The following is a 19,401-nucleotide window of genomic DNA, read 5'->3' on the forward strand; positions in this document are numbered from 1 at the left end:
CGGCTTCCTGTCTTGTCATCGGGCCTGGAGAGCCCCTCTGGCGCTCAATCATACGCTGTATCGCGGCGGCTTTGTGTCCAACTGAAGGCGATTCAGCCAGCAAGCAACCACGCTATTCAACGCAAGGAGAATCGCAAAAAGGATGCTCCACAGGCCATCTCCGTAAAGGCTGTAAGGGGTTGCGTCCAGCCTCTCAAGCAAAACAACGTCAATAAAAGATTCGTCATCAACTGCCAGAGCGCGCTCAATGCGACCATAGGGATCAATCTGTCCCGATACGCCGTTTGAAGCCGCTCTGACCAGGGGCAATCCTTCTTCCACGGCGCGGTACTGCGCCTGGTTGAGATGCTGGCGGGGTCCTGATGATGCGCCATACCATGAATCATTGGAGATGTTCACCAGCCAATGGGGCCGGTCCGCCCCGCGCGGCGCAAAACGCGGGAAGATCACCTCGTAGCAGATCAGCGGCGCAAACGGTCTCAGCCCCGCCAGTGACAGCGTGCGCGCATAGGGTCCGGGCGTGTAGAAGGGCGCAATATGGGACAAGGTCTCGAACCCGATCAGGCGCGTGAGCGGCGCCACCGGATTGCCCTCGCCGAACGGCACCAGGCGCACCTTGTCATAGGCGTCCTCCAGCACCATCCAGTCTGCATCCATGCGCAGGGCGCCCAGTGAATTGAAGAACTGGTCCGGACCGCCGGCCTCGCCGCGCGCCGCCCGGGTTATCCCGCTCAGCAGGAGCGCGCCTTCGGGCAGGGCGCGGCGGATGTCGGCCAGCAGGTCCGGTTCGTGCAGCAGGAAGCCGGGCACCGCGCCCTCCGGCCAGACAATGGCGGACACATCCTCCACGCCCGGCGCCGACGACAGGACGAGATAGCGCTGCAAGATCTCATGGCGCGCCGCCAGGGTCTTGTCGCGCTGGTCGATATGGATCTGCACCACGCGCACGCTCTGGCCGGCCGCGGTCATTTGCGCGCCCTCAAGGCGCATCGCGCCCCAGCCCCACGCGCCCGCCAGCAGGACGAAGCCCAATATCAGCGGCATGGCGCGCGCCAGCGCCGGACCGCGCCCGGCCAGGGCGGCGGGCGCGGCGAAGGCGAACAGCACCAGCGCCGACAGGCCGGCCGCCCCGATAATGCTGGCGATCTGGCTGACCGCGCCGCCTGCGGCGAAGACATGGCCGGGCAAATTCCACGGAAAACCGCTCAGCACCACCGAGCGCGCCAGCTCCACGACCATGAACGCCCCGGCGAAGACGGTGATGCGGTGGGCGCCGCGCGGCGCAAGGCGCGCATAGGCCGCCCCGGCCGCGCCCCAGAACAGGGCGAGCCCGCCGGGCAGAAGGATGAGCGGCGCCCAGATCAGCCAGCCATAGTCCTCGGCCTGCACCAGGAAGGCGTTGGCCACCCACCAGGTGCCGGCCAGGAACTGGCCCGCGGCGAAACTCCAGGCGCGCGCGAAACCCGCTCTGACCGGCGAGCGGGCGCGCCGGGCGCCGTCCAGCGCCCAGACCAGCCCGGCATAGGCGATGATCAGGGCGGGCTGGACATGAAACGGGGCATGCGCCAGCACGCCGAACGCGCCCAGCGCGAACAGCGCGCCATAAAGGGCCGGGCCCTTGAGCGCCCGCCCGCGTGCGCGCAGGCGGCGCAGACGGGCGCGCCAGACGGTCATGGCGTTTCAGGCGCCTCCGGCGGGGGGCTGGCGGCGGGCGCGGCGGGGCGCACGGCGGGACGGATGCGCATGCGCTTGATGCGGCGCGGATCGGAATCGAGGATCTCGAACTCCAGCCCCGACGGGTGGGAAAGCACTTCGCCGCGCTCGGGCACCCGGCCGGCCAGGCGGAAAATCAGACCGCCCAGCGTATCCACATCGTTTTCCTCGGCCTCGGTGGCGATGTCCCGGCCCAGCTCGCGCTCCAGCTCCTCGATAGGCGCGCGCGCATCGGCCTCCCACATATCGGCGCCCTTGGCGCGGATGGAGGGCGCTTCGGTCTCGTCGTGCTCGTCCTCGATATCGCCCACAATGGGTTCGATCAGGTCTTCCAGCGTCACCAGACCGTCCGTGCCGCCGAACTCGTCCACCACCAGCGCCATATGCATGCGCCGCGACTGCATGCGCAGGAGCAGGTCCAGCGCTCGCATGGAGGCGGGCACGTAGAGCAGCGGGCGGCGCACGGCGGGCAGGATTCGCGCCTCGCCCCAATTGCCCGCGCCCTCGTCGCCGGATTCCGCGTAGCGCACCAGATAGCTGATGATGTCGCGGATATGCACGACCCCGACGGGGTCGTCGAGCGTCTCGCGATAGACCGGAAAGCGCGAATGGCCCGCCTCTGTGACCAGGCGCGCCAGCTCCTTCAGGGGGGTGTCGATCTCCACCGCGATGATGTCGGCGCGCGGCACCATCACGTCCTCCACGCGCTTGGCGTGGAACTCGCGCAGATTCAGAAACAGATCCCCGCCCGGCGCCAGCGCGGAGGAGGGGCCGGCCGTGCTCGCAGCGGGCAGGACGGAGCTGTACTCCACTTCGGCGGCGCCCGCTCGCCGGAAAGCGGATGTAAAGCGGGTGATCAGGCCATTGCCTGGCTCGGTATCGGTCATGGCGTATTTTGGGCGGCATAGGGGTCGGGTATCGCGAACCCGGCGAGCACCGCTGTTTCCAGCGTTTCCATCTCGCGCGCCGCAGCGTCCTCCTGATGGTCAAATCCGTTCAAGTGCAAGACCCCGTGCAGGGCCAGGTGTGCGGCGTGATGGACCAGCGTCTTGCCCGCCTCATCCGCCTCGCGCGCGCAGGTCTGGTAGGCCAGCGCCACATCGCCGGGATAGCCCTCGCTTTGCGGCGCGGGAAAGGACAAGACATTGGTGGGCCGGTCCTTGCCGCGGAAGCGGGCATTGAGATCGCGCACCATTGCGTCATCGGCCAGAAGGATCACCGCCACGCCCGGACGCGGATCGTCCATCCGGGCAAGCGCCGCCGCGATCACGTCCGTGATCAGGGCTTCAAGCCCGTCCGCCGCACGCCAGGCATCATGGCCGATGACGATCTCCACGCTCATGACCCCTCGCGCCCCTGCGTCAGGGCGTCGTCGCGCTCATAGGCGTCCACGATGCGCGCCACCAGGCCGTGGCGGACCACGTCGGCGCGGGTGAAGCGGTGGATGGCGATGCGCGGCTCGGCGTCGAGAATGCCCAGCGCATGAGCCAGGCCCGACGGCTCGCCGCGGCGCAAGTCGGTCTGGGTCGGATCGCCCGTCACCGCCATGCGCGAGCCTTCGCCCAGCCGGGTGAGCACCATGCGCATCTGGGGGATGGTGGCGTTCTGGGCCTCGTCCACCACGATGAAGGCGCGGTTGAGCGTGCGTCCGCGCATGAAGGCCAGCGGCGCCACCTCCACCCGGCCCTCCTCGCGGAACTTGTCGCTCAGGCGCTGGCCCAGCGCATCGCGCAGCGCGTCCCAGATGGGCAGAAGATAGGGATCGATCTTTTCGGTCAGATCGCCGGGCAGGAAGCCCAGGCGCTCGCCGGCCTCCACCGCCGGACGGGTGATCACCAGGCGCTCCACCGCGCCCTGGGCCAGCAGGCTCGCGCCCTGGGCCACCGCCAGCAGGGTCTTGCCCGTGCCCGCCGGGCCGACGCCGAACACCATGTCAAAGGACGCGTCATCTTTCAGCGCGCGCACATACTCGCCCTGTCCGGGCGTGCGGGCGGCGAAGCTGGCGCCGCGCGGCACCCGGATGATCGTGTCCAGCGCCTCCGCCGGCGCGTCGCCGCTCATCAGGCAGGCCGCGCGCACCGCGGCCGGATCGACCAAAAGGCCTTCGCCCAGGCGCGCATAGAGCGCGTTGAGCACCCGGCCCGCATCCGTGCGCGCGCGCGCCTCCTCGCCCATGACCACGACCTGGCCGCCGCCGGGCGCCTCGACGCGCACGCCCAGCTCGGCTTCCAGCACGGCGAAATTCTCATGACCCGGCCCCGCCAGGGCGCGCACGCGCCCGGCATCATCAAAATGCATAGTGTCGGCAGGCAGGCGCCGCCCCTCGCGGGGGGCGCTTTTGGCCTTGGGGCGCGGTTTGGGACTTCGGCTCACGCGGCGCGCGTCTCCTCCGGGACCAGTCGGGCTGACAGCGCATTGCGGCTGGCGCCGGTGATCTCCACCTGTGCGATCTGGCCGATCAGCCTGTCCGGGCCGTCGCAATGGACCGCCTGCAGATAGGGGCTGCGCCCGGCGATCTGGCCGTGATTGCGCCCGGCGCGCTCGAACAGCACCGGCAGGCGCCGCCCGGTCATGGAGGCGTTGAACGCTTCCTGCTGGGCGCCCAGAAGCGCCTGCAGGCGCAACAGGCGCTCATGCTTGACCGCCTCATCGACCTGGCCGGCCATGGCCGCGCCCGGCGTGCCGGGACGGCGCGAATACTTGAACGAGAAGCAGGCCGCGTAATTGACCGCGCGCGCCAGCTCCATCGTGGCCTCGAAATCGGCCTCGGTCTCGCCGGGAAAGCCCACAATCATGTCGCCGGAAATGGCGATATCGGGCCGCGCCGCGCGCAGGCGCTCGATGATGGCCAGATAGTCCGCCGCCGTATGACGCCGGTTCATGGCCTTGAGGATCCGGTCCGAGCCCGACTGCACCGGCAGGTGGAAATAGGGCATCAGGGCGGGCGTGTCGGCGAACGCCGCAATCAGATCGTCATCCATATCGCCCGGATGGGAGGTGGTGAAGCGGATGCGCTCCAGCCCGTCAATGCGCGCCAGATGGCGCACCAGACGCGCCAGCCCCCAGGGCCCGTCCGCCTCGCGCCCCGCCGGGGGCGCGCCGTGATAGGCGTTGACGTTCTGGCCCAAGAGCGTCACCTCGCGCACGCCTTGGGCGGCCAGCGCGCGCACCTCGGCGGTCACCTGGTCCACCGCGCGCGACCATTCGGCGCCGCGCGTATAGGGCACCACGCAGAACGTGCAGAACTTGTCGCAGCCCTCCTGCACGGTCACGAAGGCGCTATAGCCCTCGATCTGGCGCGCAGGCGCGGCCAGGGCGTCGAACTTGTCCTCGACCTCGAACTCGGTCTGCAGCGCCTCGCCGCGTCCGCGATGCACGTTGGCGATGAACTCGGGCAGTTTGTGATAGGCCTGCGGCCCCACCACCAGATCCACCACCGGCGCGCGCGCGCGGATCTCGGCGCCTTCGGCCTGGGCGACGCAGCCGGCCACGGCGATGGTCATGGCCCCGCCCGCCGCCGCCTTTTCCTCTTTCAGAGGGCGCAGCCGGCCCAGCTCCGAATAGACCTTCTCGGCGGCCTTCTCGCGGATATGGCAGGTGTTGAGGATGACCAGATCGGCGCCCTCGGGCGCCTCGGCCGGCTCATAGCCAAGAGGCGTCAGCAGATCGCGCATACGCTCGGAGTCGTACACGTTCATCTGGCAGCCATAGGTCTTGATGAACAGGCGCTTGCGGGTCTTGTCACCGGAAGTCGCCGTGGCGGCGTTCGCAGTCTCGGTCATGGGCGCAGCCGGCCTCCTCGCCGGCGGAACGGGTCACCAATAGCCAATGCGCAGCCCGAAGGCCGCGCGCAGACCCTGCGTTATGGGCATTGAGGCCTTGCGATGCAAGCGCGGGGCTTCGTCAGCCCCTATTCCCCGCCCTTCAGCTTGACGCCGTAGAGCTCCAGGCGGTGATCGACGAGCTTGTAGCCCAGGCGCCGGGCGATGGCTTCCTGGAGGCGTTCGATTTCCTCGTCATAGAACTCCACCACATCGCCGGTATTCATGTCGATCAGGTGATCGTGGTGATCCTCGGGCGCTTCTTCATAACGCGAGCGGCCGTCGCGGAAATCGTGGCGCTCGATAATGCCGGCGTCCTCGAACAGGCGCACGGTGCGGTACACCGTGGCCAGCGAGATGCCCTTGTCGATCTCGTTGGCGCGCCGGTGCAGTTCCTCGGCGTCGGGATGATCGTCGGCGCGTGACAAGACGCGCGCGATGACCCGGCGCTGCTCGGTCATGCGCAAGCCCTTGTCCACGCAGAGCTGTTCGATCCGGTCGGTCATGGGAGGCCTCGCTGGTCTCGGGGCCGCGCGCCACAGGGCGCGGGGGCGATGACCCTAGATACGCTCCGCCCTTGCGGCCTGTCCATACGCAAAGGGATTGGGGTTATTCCAGCTCGCGGGCCAGGACCCGCGCATCAGCGCCGTCGCGGTAATAGCGCGTACGCTGCCCGACCTGGCGGTATCCTGCGCGTTCATAGAGCGTGGCGGCCGGCGCATTGACGTGGGACACCTCCAGAAACAGCCGCTCCGCTCCGGCCCGGCGCGCCTCGGTTTCAGCCGCGTTCAGCAGCGCCAGCCCGGCGCCGCGCCCGCGCTGGGACGGCAGGACGCCCAGGGTCAGAAGCTCGGCCTCGTCCAGCACCACGCGCACCAGCGCCAGGCCGCCGGGCGCGCCGCCCGCCTCGATCACCAGCGCAGCGACCCCCGGACTGGCCAGGAGCCCGGCCATCTCGCTCTCGCTCCAGCATTCCTCAAAGCATTGCGCGTGCAGCGCGGCCAGCAGCGCCGCCGCCTCGGACCCGCACCGCGTGACGGCCAGGCTCATGCCCCCTCGCCCGCCCGCTTGGCGTCCGGTGCGCGGGCATAGACCGGGGCGGGGGACGGCGCATCGCCGGGCGCCGCCCGGGTCAGCGCCAGCAGCGCGTCCAGCGGCGCAGCGGGATCGTCCGGCGCGCCCAGAAGCGCCGCGCCGGAGCCGGCCAGCCGGGCGCCGGGATGGGCGTCAAAGGCGATGCGGGCCGCCTCCAGATCACCGCGAACAGGATCGGCCAGCGCATCGCCATCGCGATAGACCCGCCAGATCAGCTCGCCGCGCCTTGCGTCATGCACGCTGAAAACGGTGGCGGAAGCGTCAGGATCGGCCCGGCGCGCCCAGGCGTCCAGCGCCGTGACGCCCACAGCCTGCGCGCCTGCAGCCAGCGCCAGCCCGCGCGCGAAAGCCACGCCCACGCGCACGCCGGCAAAGCCGCCGGGGCCAGTATTGACGCCGATGCGCATGAGATCGCGTGGCGCAACGCCCGCCTCATCCATCAGATCGCGCACCCAGGGCGCCAGCACTTCGGCATGGCCGCGCCCGATATCCTCGCTGCGGCGCGCCACACGCCCGCCCGCCTCCAGCGCGCAGGCGCACCAGGACGTGGAGGTGTCGATGACCAGGACCGCAGCGCGCATGCCGGCGTCCTTCCGCCAAGCCGTCCCGCCCTAGAGCGAGCGCTTGACCTCCTCGACCTGGAAGCACTCGATCTGGTCGCCGACCTGGATGTCCTCGTATTTCTCGAAGGCCATGCCGCACTCGGTGCCCGCGCGCACTTCGGGGACCTCGTCCTTGAAGCGCTTGAGGGTGGACAGCTTGCCTTCGTGAAGCACCGTGTCGTCGCGCAGCAGGCGCACGCCGCAGCCGCGCTTGACCACGCCTTCGGTGACGCGGCACCCAGCCACCTTGCCCACCTTGGTGATGGAGAAGACTTCCAGGATCTCGGCGTAACCGATGAAGGTCTCGCGCTTCTCCGGCGCCAGCATGCCTTCCAGCGTCGCCTTCACATCGTCGATCAGGTCGTAGATCACCGAGTAATAGCGGATCTCCACGCCTTCGCGCTCGGCCAGTTCGCGCGCCTGCTTGTTGGCGCGCACATTGAACGCGAAGATCGGCGCGCCCGAGGCGCGCGCCAGCAGCACATCGCTTTCAGACACGCCGCCCGGGGCGGAGTGAATGACGCGCGCGCGCACTTCCTCATTGCCCAGCTTGTCCATGGCGCCGCCAATGGCCTCGGCCGAGCCTTGCACGTCGGACTTGACCAGCATGGGCATCTCGGAGACCTCAGCCTGCTGCAGGCGGGCCATCATCTGCTCGAGCGAGGCGCCCATGCCCGTGCGCGCGGCCGCAGAGCGGTCACGCACCATGCGCTGGCGGTAGGCGACCAGTTCGCGCGCGCGCGCCTCGGTCTCCACCACGGCGAACACCTCGCCCGGCTCGGGCGCGCCGTCCAGACCGAGAATCTCGGCGGGAAGGGACGGACCGGCGTCCTTCATCTGCTGGCCGCGCTCATTGACCAGGGCGCGCACCTTGCCCCACTGGGCGCCGGCCACGACGATATCGCCGCGCTTCAGCGTACCGCGCTTGACCAGCACGGTGGCCACGGGGCCGCGGCCCTTGTCGATCTGGGATTCGATCACCACGCCCTCGGCGGAGCGGTCCGGATTGGCTTTCAGCTCCAGAAGCTCCGATTGCAGGGTGATCGCCTCGGTCAACTCGTCGAGACCGGTTTTCTTGGTCGCCGACACATTCACCGACTGCACGTCGCCGCCCATGGATTCCACGAACACCTCGTGCTGGAGCAATTCCTGCAGCACCTTGTCCGGGGTGGCGTCGGGCTTGTCGATCTTGTTGACGGCCACGATGATCGGCACGCCTGCGGCCTTGGCGTGTTTGATCGCCTCGATGGTCTGGGGCATGACGCCGTCATCGGCGGCCACCACCAGGATGACGATATCGGTCGCCTGGGCGCCGCGCGCACGCATCGAGGAGAACGCCGCGTGACCGGGCGTATCCAGGAAGGTGATGCGGTCGCCGGTTTTCAGCTGCACCTGATAGGCGCCGATATGCTGGGTGATGCCCCCGGCCTCACCGGCGGCCACATCGGTCTGGCGCAACGCGTCCAGCAGCGAGGTCTTGCCGTGGTCCACATGGCCCATGACGGTGACCACCGGCGGGCGCGGCTTCTTGGCGCCGTCATCATCCTCGGCCGAGATGAAGCCCAGCTCCACGTCGGATTCCGACACCCGCTTCACGGTGTGGCCGAACTCCTCGACGATCAGCTCGGCGGTGTCGGCGTCGATCACGTCATTGGCCCGGACCATCTGGCCCTGGGTCATGAGATATTTGACCACGTCCGCAGCGCGCTCGGCCATGCGCTGGGCGAGATCCTGGACGGTGATCGCCTCGGGCACCACCACTTCGCGCGAGACCTTCTCGCGGCCCTGGCCCTGCTGGGCGCGGCGCATTTTCTCACGCTCGCGCGCGCGGCGGATGGAGGCCAGGGAGCGCTGGCGGCCCTCATCGCCTTCCTCGATATTCTGCAGCGTCAGCTTGCCGGCATGGCGGCGGCCCTCGCGTCCGCGCCCGCCGCCGGTCTTTTCAGCCGGCTCGGCTTTCTTCTCCTTGATGCGCCCGCCCATCTTGCTGAGCATGTCGGCGGCGTCGTCACTGGCGCCGCGTTCGCGCGGCTTGTCCGCCTTGCGCTGGGGCTTCAGGGAAGGCTCAGGCGGCATCGCCGGATCCGGTTCCACCGGCGCCTCGGGTTCGCTGCGCGCGGGCGCTTCGGCCTCGGCCTTGCGGCGGCGTTCAGCCTCTTCGCGGGCCTTGCGCTCGTCCTCCTCGCGCTGGCGCTGTTCTTCCAGGGCGCGCAGCTCGTCGGCCTGACGGCGCGTGCGATCTTCTTCCTCGGCGCGCTTTTTCTCTTCGCGGGCGTCCTGCTCGGCGCGGGCGCGCTGGATCGCGGCCTGGCGCTTGAGCAGTTCTTCCTCTGACAGGCCCAGCTGCTTGGCCTTGGCGGCCAGCAGGGCGCGCGCGCGCTCCTTGTCGGACAAAGCGGGCTTGGCGCCGTCCTTGCCGGCGGACGCAGGGGCGTCCTTGCCGCCGGGCGCGCCGGGGCGCTTGCGTTTCTTCTCCACCACGACGGCCTTCTGGCGCCCGCGCGGAAAGCTCTGGCGCACCGTTCCGGACGGCGTGGAGCCGCCCCCCAGTGACAGAGGTTTGCGGCCCGAGGTGTTGCGTTCGTCAGCGTCGCTCATAAGCGTCCTTGCGCGGCAGTCGTGAGAGGCGCCGGACAGCCGCCGCGAGCTGTCCGCCGTCATATGCATCTGGGTCCGCCCGCCGGAGCGATCACCGCCCCGCCCGAAGGCCCGCTAAACTAGCCGCCCTGCCCGGCGGATCAACCGTTCTGTGCGCCTGCCGCATTCCCGGCAGGGTCCAGAGGGCGGAAGCCGGCGAGTTTGCCCGCCACCGCCTTAAAGGCCTGCGCCTCGGGCCCCTGGGCCAGAAGCGCATGCACCAGTCCTGTGCGTCCCAGCGCCTGGCCCAGCGCCTCGGCGCTGAAGCAGGACACCGTGGCCAGGCCCGGACGGGCGGCGCGCGCCAGCGCGTCCAGCTTGCCGCGCCCGTCCGCCGAACCGTCCGCCGCCTCGATGCGCAGGGCCGGATCGGGGCCCTTCTGCAGGGCGAGGCGAACCGCATCATACCCCATTGCGAGCCGTCCTGCGCGCCTGGCGAGGCCCAGAACTGACAAGGCGCGCGCTTCAAGCTGCGCCTCGAACGCGCCGGCGAGGTCTTCAGGGACCTCCACCGGCTGGCCGAAGGCGCGGTGAAACGCCTTGCGGCGCACCGCCAGCTCCACACTCTCCCGGTCCGCCTTCACCCAGGCGCCCCGGCCCGGCAGGCGGGCGGCGATATCGGGAACCAGGCTCCCGTCCGGCGCCAGCGCCACGCGCAACAGGGCCGCTTCGCCGAGCACCTCTCCGGTGGCGGCGCAGCGGCGCTCGCGCACCGCCTTCACCCGGCCCGTCCTTGCGCCCCGGCTCACCGCTTGCCGTCTTCCTCCGCGCCAGAGTCCGCCTCGTCACCGCCCGTGTCCAGCAGCTCGGTCAGGTCCACGCCCAGACGGGCCGCCTCGGCCTCAAGATCGGACAGGTCGAGATCGTCCAGCGCCTCGCCCGCCGCATCGTCCTGCGCCACGGCGTCTTCGGCCTCATCGGTTTCCTGAACCTCTTCGGCTTCAGGCTCCAGCGCGTCCGCCTCGATCCAGCCCGCCGCCACGCGCGCGCGCATGATCAGGGCTTCGGCCTCGGCGCCGTCCACATCCATGCCGTCCAGCATGCCCGGCTCGCGCACGCGCTCGCCGTCGCGGGTCTCGTACCAGCCGCGCAGATCGTCCGGGGTGAGACCGGCCAGATCCTCGACCGATTTCACGCCATTCTCGCCCAGGCGCACGGCCAGCGGCAAGGTCACGCCCTCGATCTCCAACAGGCCGTCCTCAACGCCCAGCTCGGTGCGGCGGGCGTCCTGCTCGGCGGCCTGGCGCTCCAGCCATTCGCGCGCGCGGGTCTGGATTTCCGCCGCCGTGGCGTCGTCAAAGCCCTCGATCACCGCGATCTCGTCGAGCTCGGCCCAGGCGATGTCCTCCATCTCGGCGAAGCCTTCAGTGGCCAAGAGCTGGGCGATCACCTCGTCCACATCCAGCCCTTCCATGAACAGGGCGGTGCGCGTGGCGAACTCTTTCTGACGGCGCTCGGATTCCTCGACCTCGGTCAGGATGTCGATGGACCAGCCGGTGAGCTGGCTGGCCAGGCGCACATTCTGGCCGCGGCGGCCGATGGCCAGCGAAAGCTGATCGTCGGGCACCACCACCTCGATGCGCGTGGCTTCCTCGTCGAGCACCACCTTGGTGACCTCGGCGGGCTGCAGCGCGTTGACGATGAAGGTGGCCGGGTCCGGGTTGAACGGGATGATGTCGATCTTCTCGCCGGCCAGCTCGTTGACCACGGCCTGCACGCGCGAGCCGCGCATGCCCACGCACGCGCCCACCGGATCGATGGAGCTGTCATTGGAGATGACGGCGATCTTGGCCCGGCTGCCCGGATCGCGCGCCACGCGCGGGATCTCGATCACGCCCTCATAGACCTCGGGCACTTCCTGGGCGAACAGGGCGGCCATGAAGTCGGGATGGGCGCGCGACAGGAAGATCTGCGGCCCGCGCACTTCGGGGCGCACGTCATAGATATAGGCGCGCACCCGGTCATTGTTCTGCAGCGCCTCGCGCGGAATGCCGTCGGCGCGCCGGATAATGCCCTCGGCCTTGCCCAGATCGATGATGGCGTTGCCGTACTCGACGCGCTTGACGATGCCGTTGACGATCTCGCCCACGCGGTCCTTGTACTCTTCGTACTGGCGCTGGCGCTCGGCCTCGCGGACCTTCTGGGTGATCACCTGCTTGGCGGTCTGGGAGGCGACGCGGCCGAACTCGATGGGCGGCAGCTCTTCTTCATAGACCGTGCCGATCTCGGCTTCCGGGTCGCGGCGGCGGGCCTGTTCGAGGGTCAGCTCGTGGGCCTCGTTCTCGACCTCCTCGACCACGCTGGTGCGGCTGGTCAGGCGCATCTCGCCGGTCTTGGGATTGATCTTGCAGTGGATATCCAGCTCCGCGCCATAGCGCGAGCGGGCCGCCTTCTGGATGGCCTCTTCAATGGCCTCCAGGACGATCATCTCGTCGATCATCTTCTCCTGCGCCACCGCGCGGGCGATCTGCAGGATTTCCAGCTTGTTGGCGCTGACCCCGATAGCCATGGTCACTTTTCCTTTGTCAGGGTTGATCTTCGTCAGACGGCGCATCCTCTGCGCCAGGGGCGGGCTTGCGGCCCTTGAGGCTTTCAGCCAGCAGCGCGTCGGTCAGGACGAGCTTGGCGTCGGCGATCCAGTCGAACGGTATGACGGCGGTCTCGTCCTCGCCGGCCAGGTCGATGAGCACGCTGTCGTCCTCCACGCCGGCCAGCACGCCGCGGAAGCGCTTGCGCCCCTCCACCAGCCGGTCCAGCTCAAGCTTGGCCTCATAGCCCTCCCAGCGGGCGAAATGGGCCAGCGCCGTCAGCGGCCGGTCAATGCCCGGCGAGGAGACCTCCAGGTCATACTCGCCCGCGATGGGATCGGCCTGCTCCAGCAGGTCCGACAGGCCGCGCGACAGGCGCGCGCAATCGGCCACCGTGATCTCGCCATCGCCGCGCTCGGCCATGATCTGGCACACCGTCTTCTTGCCGCCGGTCACCCGCACGCGCACGATCTCCAGCCCCAGCCCGTCGGCGATGGGCTCGGCGAGAGACAGAATGCGCGCGTCCTGGGGCGAGCGGGTCTTCAAGGGCGGCTCCTGGCCAGCGCCGGTAACGAAAAGGGCGGCCCGGTCACCCGAGCCGCCCGATCGCGCCATCCGGCGTATCGAACTTGTTGAAGGGGTATATACGCGACCGGGCGGGCGGGCGCAATGGCTCACACCCGCTCAAACTCCATGAATACCGGCGCGATATCGCCCAGGCGTTTGGACTGGTAGCGGGTGATGATGTGATCGGCGGGGTTCTGACGCCAGCTGCCCGGGCCATCGGCGCGCCAGGCGAGGCCCGGCGTTTCCATCAATATGGGCAAGGCATGGTCGGCATAGGCGCGTACATCGGTGGCCACGCGCAGCCGGCCGCCGGGCTGTAGCAGACGGGCCAGCTGGCGCGCGGTATCGGCCTGCACGAAGCGCCGCTTGGCGTGGCGGGACTTGGGCCAGGGATCGGGGAAGAGCAGGAAGATGCGCGCAAAGGCGCCGTCTGGCATGCGCTCCATCTCCTCGCGCGCATCGGCGCGTTTGACCCGCACATTGGCGAGCCCGTGGTCCTCGATGCCCGCCAGCGCCTTGGCGACGCCGTTGAGGAAGGGCTCGATCCCGACAAACCCCGCACCCGGACTGCGCTGCGCCTGGCCGATCAGGTGTTCCGCCGCGCCAAAGCCGATCTCCAGCACATGATCCTGACAGCCGGGCAGAAGGTCTGCGGGATTGATCACGCCTTCATCGGGCCAGGCCATGGACGGGCCGAGCCGGTCGACCAGATCCTGCTGGCGCGCGGTCAGGGGATGGCCCTTGGCGCGGCCATAGAGCCGGCGGGCGCCGGCCTTGGGATGGGGCTGGGGAGGGGCGGGCGGTGTCATGGCGCGCAGGATGTAACGCGGCGCGCCTGTCCTGACCAGCGCTGCGCATGCGTGAAAGGCCCCTTGCATGCGCGCCCGGCGCGCGCTCTGGATATATCCATGGCCCTGCCTCCTGATCCTGCCCGCGCTGTGGTGGACGCGCTGATCGATGAGCGCGCCCCGCGCCTGCGCGCCCGTCCGCGCGTCTGGGCGCTGGTGCGCGCGCTGGGCCTGCCCCTGCTGGGCTATGAGCGGGCGGTGGAAATGGCCCGCGCCCTGCGCGAGCTGGAGGGCGCAGCGGTGATGGACTGGGCGCAGGACTATCTGTCCCTGCGCGTCGAGGTGAGCGGGCTGGAGCATGTGCCCGAAAGCGGCCCGGTCATGATCTCGTCCAATCATCCCGGCGGCGTGCCCGACGGGGTGGCGGCCTGGCAGGCGCTCAAGGCCCGCCGGCCCGATCTGATCTTCTTCGCCAACCGCGACGCGCTGCGCGTGGCGCCGGGCCTGGTCTCGCGCGTCATCCCGGTGGAATGGCGGCCCATGGCCCGCGACCGCACCAGCGCGCGCGACACGCTGCGCGCGGCCATGGAGGCGCTGAACGCCGGACGCTGCGTGGTGGTGTTTCCGGCCGGGCGCATGGCGCACTGGAGCTGGCGCCAGCGCCGCCTGGCCGAGCCGGACTGGGCGCCGGCCTTCATCTCGCTGGCCCGCCGGTTCGACGCGCCCGCCGTGCCGCTGGGCGTGCGCCAGCGCATGCCGCTTTTGTATTACGCCCTGTCATTGATCAGCACCGAGCTGCGCGACATGACGGTGTTTCACGCCTTCATGGCCCAGAAGAACAAGCGCTACCGGCTTGAGTTTGGCGAACCCCTGCCCTCGCGCGCCCTGCCCGGACAGGACGCGGCAGCGGCGGCCCATATGCGCGCGCTCAGCGAGGCGCTGGCCTGGGGCAAGCCCTGGAACGTGATCTGACCTGACAGCGTCAGGCCACACGCTCCAAGTCTATGATCTGCAGCGCAATTTAGTCCGAAAACCGGTTCCCACTTTTGCCGATTGCGCTCTAAAACTCGCGCACCAGCGCCACATCGGCGCGGCTGTCATTGCTCTGGAAGCCCGGCTCGGGATTGAACTGGTGGCGGTAACGGTATCGCAGCTCCACCGACCACACCGCCCCCAGCGCCGTGTTCAGCGCCAGCACCTGGTCGGCCTGTGAGCGTTCGGAGAACAAAAGATTGGTGTTGGCGGTGAAACGCACCGCATCGGTCAGGCTCGCCTGGAATTCCGAGCCCAGGTCAAAGGCGGCGAAGGTATCCACATCACCGGTCACATCCTTGGTCCAGCGCGCGCCCGGGGCCGCACGCAGCGTCCAGGCCAGATCATCGCGCGCATAGACCCGGTAGCCGAGCCCGCCGCCTGCGAACGCCTTCCAGTCAAAGCCCGACAGCTGGTCCTGCTCGTAGCGCGTATCGATGAAATTGGTCCAGCGCTCGCCCCGCTCGCGCTCGCCGCGCGCCCGGGCGATCAGCTCGTCACGGCCCACGCGCGAGTCGATCTCGGAATAATTATAGTCGATCGCGCCTTCAAACCCCCAGCCGGCCAGAGCTCGGGTGACCTGCAGGCCGAAGGTGTAATCCTCGCGCTCCACATTGCCGGTGTCATAGCGCAGCCCGGCGCGCACGCGCCCGCTCCAGTGCTCCAGCTTGCCATTGGCGACAAATCCGATGGCGCGGCTGACAGGGCCGGCCGGCTCCTCCGCCTCGTCATCATCCGGCCCGGCGTCCTCAAGGGCTTCGCCGGTGACGGCTTCCACCGCCATCAGCTCCAGCCCCAGCGCCGCGCGCGCCCTGGCGCCCGCCTGCGCAGACAGCGCATCAGCGCCAGCGGCCACCACTTCAGGCTCCTGGGTCAGGGCGATCAGGCGCACGGCCTGGGCGAACACCTCCGCATCGCCGGTCTCATGAGCCGCGCCGAGCAGTGTATAAAGGCTGTCGGGCAGGCGCGGCGCATCGGCGAGTGCTGCAGCGGACAGGGCGATCGCCAGCGGGCTGGCGGCGAAAAGGGCGCGCATGGAATTCCCCTGTGGACGTGTCGGTTTTCCCCCCGGTTAAAAACTCCTACCCTTTATGGGCCGTGAACGTAACCGGGAGCCTGACATTGACCGACCGCTACGCCGAGAGCGAACCGCTGATCCCTGACTGGGCCGGACCGGTCTATCTGGCCGTCTCGCTGATCACCTCAATGATCTATTTCGGGCTGGACACATTCACCGCCTCAACCTCGGGTCTGCTGGCCATCACCAAGGCGCTCTCCATCGTGCTGCTGGCGGCCTATGCCGGGTTCTCGCGCGCGCCCCTGCTGGCGCTGGCCTTGCTGGCCTCGGCGGGGGGCGATTTCGCGCTCGCCCTGACCCCGCCCGAGCGCGAGGCGGGCATCGCCTTCTTCGCCGCCGCCCACATTCTCTATGGCGTGATCTTCGCACTGGCGATCATCCAGCGCGGCTGGCGCCCCTCCGGGCTGGCGGTTGCAGCGGGGCTGGCGGTGTTCGGCGCGGTGATGCTGATCTGGCTGAGACCGGGCATGGGCGAGCTGGCCGCCCCGGCCAGCGCCTATCTGGGGATCATCCTGGCCATGGCGATCCTGGCCGGCTTCGTCAAAGGCCCGCGCCTCATCCTCATCGGCGCGCTGGTCTTCATCGCCTCGGACGCCATCATCGCCGCGCGCTGGTTCGGCGGAACCCTGCAGCCCGACGGCTTTGACTGGCCCGCGGCGATGATCTGGATCCTGTATTACGGCGCGCAGGTCGCGCTGGCGGTGGGGATCGTGCGGATGAAGCGGATGGGGGCTGCGAGCGCATAGCGCCGGGATTCAGGCCCGGGTTTGCTCCGTCCACCCAGGCGCCGCCATGGCGCTTGCGACATCACGCAGCAGGGATTTGGCCGTGGCGATATCGCCCTCCACCAGAGCCTCTTGCGCCTCTGCGCACAGCGCGGTTCGATACTGCAGGTCACGCGCGGCGCGGGCCTGGACCGTCGCCTTGAAATCACGGGTCAGGGGCATGATCGCTTCTCCTGAGCTGTCCTTGTCTCTGGCCCGACGGCTCCCGCCTAAGCCGGCATCAGGCCACGCTCGCCGGCCAGGCGCTTCATTTCGGCCTGCAGCTTTTCGAACGCGCGCACCTCGATCTGGCGGATGCGTTCGCGGCTGACGCTGTAGACCTCGGCCAGCTCCTCGAGCGTCTTGGGCTCTTCGGTCAGGCGGCGCTCCTGGATGATGTGGCGCTCACGCTCGTTCAGCCCGCCCATGGCCTCCTGCAACAGGGTCATGCGGGTATCGAACTCGTCGCTTTCGGCCAGATCCTCCTCGGCGTCGCTGGCCGTATCGTCGGCCAGCCAGTCCTGCCATTCGCTCTCGCCATCGCCGCGCAGCGGGGCATTGAGCGAGGCGTCCGGGCCGGACAGGCGCCGGTTCATGGAGATCACCTCGTCATCGGTGACGCCCAGCTTGGTGGCGATATGCTCGACCTGTTCAGGGCGCAAATCGCCGTCTTCGAGCGCCTGCATCTGGCTCTTCATGCGGCGCAGATTGAAGAACAGCTTTTTCTGGGCCGCCGTGGTGCCCATTTTCACCAGCGACCAGGAGCGCAGAATGTATTCCTGGATGGCCGCGCGCACCCACCACATGGCGTAGGTGGACAGGCGGAAGCCCTTGTCCGGATCGAATTTCTTGACCGCTTGCATCAGGCCCACATTGCCCTCCGAGATCACCTCGGCGATGGGCAGGCCATAGCCCCGGTAGCCCATGGCGATCTTGGCCACCAGGCGCAGATGGGAGGTGACCAGCTTGTGGGCGGCCTCGGTGTCCTGGTGCTCCTGCCAGCGCTTGGCCAGCATGAACTCCTCGTCCTTGCCCAGCATGGGAAATTTGCGGATTTCAGCCAGATAGCGCGACAGCCCGCCTTCGGGCGTGATGGCGATCATTGAGGCATTGGCCATGGCGTTCTCCCCGTCCCAAGGCGCGGCGTTCTAACAAGCGCGTCCGGGCCATGTAGGCGTCCTTGCGCCGGTATGCGAGGGGGCGGCGTGCGAAAGCTCTTCGCCCCCTGCCTGCGGCGTCACGGTGCACTGCAACACAAAATCTCGACGGAATTAAGGGCGCGCCCGGCAAAGAAAGACTTGCCGCCCGGGCGCGCGCGTCCTATCGGCGGGTTATGAGCGTACTGGTCAGACAGGCGGAGCCAGGGGACGAGCGTGCGCTGGCGCTGGCCGGGGCGGCGACGTTTCTCGACAGCTATGCCGGCGTGGTGGACGGCGCGGCCATCGTGCGCCACTGCTTTGAGCGCCACACGCCGCAGGTCTACGCCGCTGCGCTGGCCGATCCGGCCCAGGCACTGTGGATCGCTGAAGCTGCGCCCGGCGGCGCGCCGGTGGGCTATCTTCATCTCGCCCCGCCCGGCCTGCCGGTGGAGACCCGTCCGGGCGATATCGAGATGAAGCGCATCTATGTGCTCTCGCGCCTGCAGCGCACGGGGCTGGGCCTCAGATTGCTTGAACACGGCCTGGCCCATGCCCGCGCCGCCGGGCGCTCACGCATGCTGCTGGGCGTGTATCAGGGCAATGAGCGCGCCATCGCGTTTTACAAGGCCCAGGGCTTTCATCAGGCCGGCGAGCGCGAGTTTGACGTGGGCGGGCGGGTCTATTGCGACTGGGTGATGGCGCGGGACATCTAGCCCCCGAAACCGGAGGGCAATTTCACGGCGCCCTCCAGCACCACCGGGCCGGCCAGATGCACATGACCGTCCGCGCTCCAGCGCACGGGCAGATCGCCGCCATCGGCCCGGATCACCGCCTGGCGCCCGATCCGGCCCTGACGGCAGGCCGCCACCAGGGCGGCCGCCGCGCCCGTGCCGCAGGCCTGGGTCAGGCCGGCGCCGCGCTCCCAGACCTTCAGCCGGATCAGATCCGGCCCCAGGACAGCAGCGAAGCCGGCATTGACGCGTTCAGGAAACAGCCGGTCGTGCTCGATGCGCGGGCCGATCTCATGGAGCGGCAGGGCGTCCGGATCGTCCACGAAGAACACCGCATGGGGATTGCCCATGGACACCGCGCCCGGGCCCTCCAGCCGCCCGCCGCCGGGCAGATCCACCCCATAATCCAGGCGCACCGTATCCATCTGGCGCGCCAGCGGAATCTCGCGCCAGTCCAGCCGCGCCGGGCCGAGATCGACCTCCGCTCCGCCATCTGAACGCCGGCGCGCGGCCATCGGCCCGCCCGCTGAAGCCAGGGCCAGCCGGTCCGCGCCGCTTTCCTGAAACATCAGCCAGGCTGCGGCGCGCGTGCCATTGCCGCAGGCGCCCACCTCGCCGCCATCGCGGTTCCAGACCCTCAGGCGCGCATCGGCGCCCTCATCGGCCTCCAGCGCCAGCAATTGATCGAAGGCATGGCTTTCAGCCAGCGCCAGCACGGCGTCCGGGGCCGGCGCCAGCGGCGCAGGCGCCCCGCGCGCGTCGATCAGGATGAAGGCGTTGCCCGCCCCGTTCATGGCCCAGGCTTTCATGGCGCAAGGCTTACGCCGCCAGGGCGCGCCGCGCAATCGCGCGCAGGTGTGAGTTTGTAATGCAAGCTGCTTTGACGGGGCGCGCCCGGCGCGGTTG

Annotated in this window: 20 protein-coding genes; 3 read left to right on the plus strand and 17 right to left on the minus strand. The window is 69.2% G+C overall.

All coding sequences use genetic code 11. The features are described from left to right. Window positions 1-48 precede the first annotated feature (48 nt). The 13 genes from lnt to trmB form a co-directional block, all read right to left on the minus strand. The gene (gene lnt / locus F1654_RS06645) at window positions 49-1,674 is read right to left on the minus strand and encodes an apolipoprotein N-acyltransferase (protein WP_150022746.1); all 1,626 of its coding nucleotides are present in this window, start codon (window positions 1,672-1,674) and stop codon (window positions 49-51) included. Continuing rightward, complete coding sequence (locus F1654_RS06650; protein WP_150022747.1) at window positions 1,671-2,600, minus strand: hemolysin family protein; 930 nt, start codon at window positions 2,598-2,600, stop codon at window positions 1,671-1,673. The genes lnt and F1654_RS06650 overlap by 4 nt, the downstream gene beginning before the upstream one ends. Continuing rightward, window positions 2,597-3,055 carry an rRNA maturation RNase YbeY gene (gene ybeY / locus F1654_RS06655; protein ID WP_150022748.1) on the minus strand — a complete coding sequence of 153 codons (459 nt, stop codon included), beginning with the start codon at window positions 3,053-3,055 and terminating at the stop codon, window positions 2,597-2,599. The genes F1654_RS06650 and ybeY overlap by 4 nt, the downstream gene beginning before the upstream one ends. Next, window positions 3,052-4,011: a PhoH family protein gene (locus F1654_RS06660; protein WP_199200532.1), complete on the minus strand. Its 960-nt coding sequence runs from the start codon at window positions 4,009-4,011 to the stop codon at window positions 3,052-3,054. The genes ybeY and F1654_RS06660 overlap by 4 nt, the downstream gene beginning before the upstream one ends. A gap of 71 nt (window positions 4,012-4,082) precedes the next feature. After that, window positions 4,083-5,495 carry a tRNA (N6-isopentenyl adenosine(37)-C2)-methylthiotransferase MiaB gene (miaB, locus tag F1654_RS06665; RefSeq protein ID WP_150022750.1) on the minus strand — a complete coding sequence of 471 codons (1,413 nt, stop codon included), beginning with the start codon at window positions 5,493-5,495 and terminating at the stop codon, window positions 4,083-4,085. A 128-nt stretch (window positions 5,496-5,623) separates the two neighbouring features. Beyond that, window positions 5,624-6,040 (minus strand): Fur family transcriptional regulator, encoded by a 417-nt coding sequence (locus F1654_RS06670; RefSeq protein WP_150022751.1) that lies wholly within the window; start codon window positions 6,038-6,040, stop codon window positions 5,624-5,626. 103 nt (window positions 6,041-6,143) lie between these two features. Next, window positions 6,144-6,584: a GNAT family N-acetyltransferase gene (locus F1654_RS06675; protein WP_150022752.1), complete on the minus strand. Its 441-nt coding sequence runs from the start codon at window positions 6,582-6,584 to the stop codon at window positions 6,144-6,146. Next, on the minus strand, window positions 6,581-7,210 hold the full coding sequence (tsaB, locus tag F1654_RS06680) for a tRNA (adenosine(37)-N6)-threonylcarbamoyltransferase complex dimerization subunit type 1 TsaB (protein WP_150022753.1): 630 nt from the start codon (window positions 7,208-7,210) through the stop codon (window positions 6,581-6,583). Before tsaB ends, F1654_RS06675 begins: the two co-directional genes overlap by 4 nt. A 30-nt stretch (window positions 7,211-7,240) precedes the next feature. Then, window positions 7,241-9,829 (minus strand): translation initiation factor IF-2, encoded by a 2,589-nt coding sequence (gene infB, locus F1654_RS06685; protein WP_150022754.1) that lies wholly within the window; start codon window positions 9,827-9,829, stop codon window positions 7,241-7,243. 140 nt (window positions 9,830-9,969) lie between these two features. After that, window positions 9,970-10,617 (minus strand): RNA-binding protein, encoded by a 648-nt coding sequence (locus tag F1654_RS06690; protein WP_150022755.1) that lies wholly within the window; start codon window positions 10,615-10,617, stop codon window positions 9,970-9,972. Continuing rightward, on the minus strand, window positions 10,614-12,377 hold the full coding sequence (nusA, locus tag F1654_RS06695) for a transcription termination factor NusA (protein ID WP_150022756.1): 1,764 nt from the start codon (window positions 12,375-12,377) through the stop codon (window positions 10,614-10,616). The genes F1654_RS06690 and nusA overlap by 4 nt, the downstream gene beginning before the upstream one ends. A 16-nt stretch (window positions 12,378-12,393) precedes the next feature. Further along, on the minus strand, window positions 12,394-12,942 hold the full coding sequence (gene rimP, locus F1654_RS06700) for a ribosome maturation factor RimP (protein ID WP_150022757.1): 549 nt from the start codon (window positions 12,940-12,942) through the stop codon (window positions 12,394-12,396). A gap of 128 nt (window positions 12,943-13,070) precedes the next feature. After that, window positions 13,071-13,772 carry a tRNA (guanosine(46)-N7)-methyltransferase TrmB gene (gene trmB, locus F1654_RS06705; RefSeq protein WP_150022758.1) on the minus strand — a complete coding sequence of 234 codons (702 nt, stop codon included), beginning with the start codon at window positions 13,770-13,772 and terminating at the stop codon, window positions 13,071-13,073. Window positions 13,773-13,871: 99 nt separating this feature from the next. Here trmB and F1654_RS06710 point away from each other — a divergent pair, with 99 nt between their 5' ends. Further along, entirely contained in the window at window positions 13,872-14,723 is an 852-nt protein-coding gene (locus F1654_RS06710) for a 1-acyl-sn-glycerol-3-phosphate acyltransferase (RefSeq protein WP_199200492.1), read from the plus strand. Between the two features lie 88 nt (window positions 14,724-14,811). On the opposite strand, the gene F1654_RS06715 is transcribed toward F1654_RS06710, so the two are convergent. Continuing rightward, complete coding sequence (locus tag F1654_RS06715; RefSeq protein WP_150022760.1) at window positions 14,812-15,819, minus strand: DUF481 domain-containing protein; 1,008 nt, start codon at window positions 15,817-15,819, stop codon at window positions 14,812-14,814. Between the two features lie 86 nt (window positions 15,820-15,905). Between F1654_RS06715 and F1654_RS06720 the strand changes: the two genes are divergently transcribed. After that, window positions 15,906-16,607: a lysoplasmalogenase gene (locus F1654_RS06720; RefSeq protein WP_150022761.1), complete on the plus strand. Its 702-nt coding sequence runs from the start codon at window positions 15,906-15,908 to the stop codon at window positions 16,605-16,607. Between the two features lie 9 nt (window positions 16,608-16,616). Here the strand turns inward: F1654_RS06720 and F1654_RS06725 are convergent, their stop codons facing one another. Both F1654_RS06725 and rpoH read right to left on the minus strand, forming a co-directional pair. Next, a complete protein-coding gene (locus F1654_RS06725) occupies window positions 16,617-16,808 on the minus strand; it encodes a hypothetical protein (protein WP_150022762.1) in 192 nt (63 codons plus the stop codon). A 47-nt stretch (window positions 16,809-16,855) separates the two neighbouring features. Beyond that, window positions 16,856-17,743, minus strand: coding sequence for an RNA polymerase sigma factor RpoH (rpoH, locus tag F1654_RS06730; protein ID WP_150022763.1), 888 nt, complete (start codon window positions 17,741-17,743; stop codon window positions 16,856-16,858). A 215-nt stretch (window positions 17,744-17,958) separates the two neighbouring features. On the opposite strand from rpoH, the gene F1654_RS06735 reads away from it, so the two are divergent. Beyond that, window positions 17,959-18,477, plus strand: a complete 519-nt coding sequence (locus tag F1654_RS06735; protein WP_150022764.1) for a GNAT family N-acetyltransferase — start codon at window positions 17,959-17,961, stop codon at window positions 18,475-18,477. Here F1654_RS06735 and dapF read toward each other — a convergent pair. Continuing rightward, window positions 18,474-19,304, minus strand: coding sequence for a diaminopimelate epimerase (gene dapF / locus F1654_RS06740; protein WP_233205176.1), 831 nt, complete (start codon window positions 19,302-19,304; stop codon window positions 18,474-18,476). The genes F1654_RS06735 and dapF overlap by 4 nt on opposite strands. Window positions 19,305-19,401 lie beyond the last annotated feature (97 nt).

The sequence above is a fragment of the Alkalicaulis satelles genome (genome assembly GCF_008630495.1).
GTDB classification, from domain to species: domain Bacteria; phylum Pseudomonadota; class Alphaproteobacteria; order Caulobacterales; family Maricaulaceae; genus Oceanicaulis; species Oceanicaulis satelles.

Coding starts and splice junctions, on each gene's coding strand:
- lnt (WP_150022746.1), bottom strand. CDS start 1,674: ATGACCGTCTGGCGCGCCCGTCTGCGCCGCCTGCGCGCACGCGGGCGG.
- F1654_RS06650 (WP_150022747.1), bottom strand. CDS start 2,600: ATGACCGATACCGAGCCAGGCAATGGCCTGATCACCCGCTTTACATCC.
- ybeY (WP_150022748.1), bottom strand. CDS start 3,055: ATGAGCGTGGAGATCGTCATCGGCCATGATGCCTGGCGTGCGGCGGAC.
- F1654_RS06660 (WP_199200532.1), bottom strand. CDS start 4,011: ATGCATTTTGATGATGCCGGGCGCGTGCGCGCCCTGGCGGGGCCGGGT.
- miaB (WP_150022750.1), bottom strand. CDS start 5,495: ATGACCGAGACTGCGAACGCCGCCACGGCGACTTCCGGTGACAAGACC.
- F1654_RS06670 (WP_150022751.1), bottom strand. CDS start 6,040: ATGACCGACCGGATCGAACAGCTCTGCGTGGACAAGGGCTTGCGCATG.
- F1654_RS06675 (WP_150022752.1), bottom strand. CDS start 6,584: ATGAGCCTGGCCGTCACGCGGTGCGGGTCCGAGGCGGCGGCGCTGCTG.
- tsaB (WP_150022753.1), bottom strand. CDS start 7,210: ATGCGCGCTGCGGTCCTGGTCATCGACACCTCCACGTCCTGGTGCGCC.
- infB (WP_150022754.1), bottom strand. CDS start 9,829: ATGAGCGACGCTGACGAACGCAACACCTCGGGCCGCAAACCTCTGTCA.
- nusA (WP_150022756.1), bottom strand. CDS start 12,377: ATGGCTATCGGGGTCAGCGCCAACAAGCTGGAAATCCTGCAGATCGCC.
- trmB (WP_150022758.1), bottom strand. CDS start 13,772: ATGACACCGCCCGCCCCTCCCCAGCCCCATCCCAAGGCCGGCGCCCGC.
- F1654_RS06710 (WP_199200492.1), top strand. CDS start 13,872: ATGGCCCTGCCTCCTGATCCTGCCCGCGCTGTGGTGGACGCGCTGATC.
- F1654_RS06715 (WP_150022760.1), bottom strand. CDS start 15,819: ATGCGCGCCCTTTTCGCCGCCAGCCCGCTGGCGATCGCCCTGTCCGCT.
- F1654_RS06725 (WP_150022762.1), bottom strand. CDS start 16,808: ATGCCCCTGACCCGTGATTTCAAGGCGACGGTCCAGGCCCGCGCCGCG.
- rpoH (WP_150022763.1), bottom strand. CDS start 17,743: ATGGCCAATGCCTCAATGATCGCCATCACGCCCGAAGGCGGGCTGTCG.
- F1654_RS06735 (WP_150022764.1), top strand. CDS start 17,959: ATGAGCGTACTGGTCAGACAGGCGGAGCCAGGGGACGAGCGTGCGCTG.
- dapF (WP_233205176.1), bottom strand. CDS start 19,304: ATGAAAGCCTGGGCCATGAACGGGGCGGGCAACGCCTTCATCCTGATC.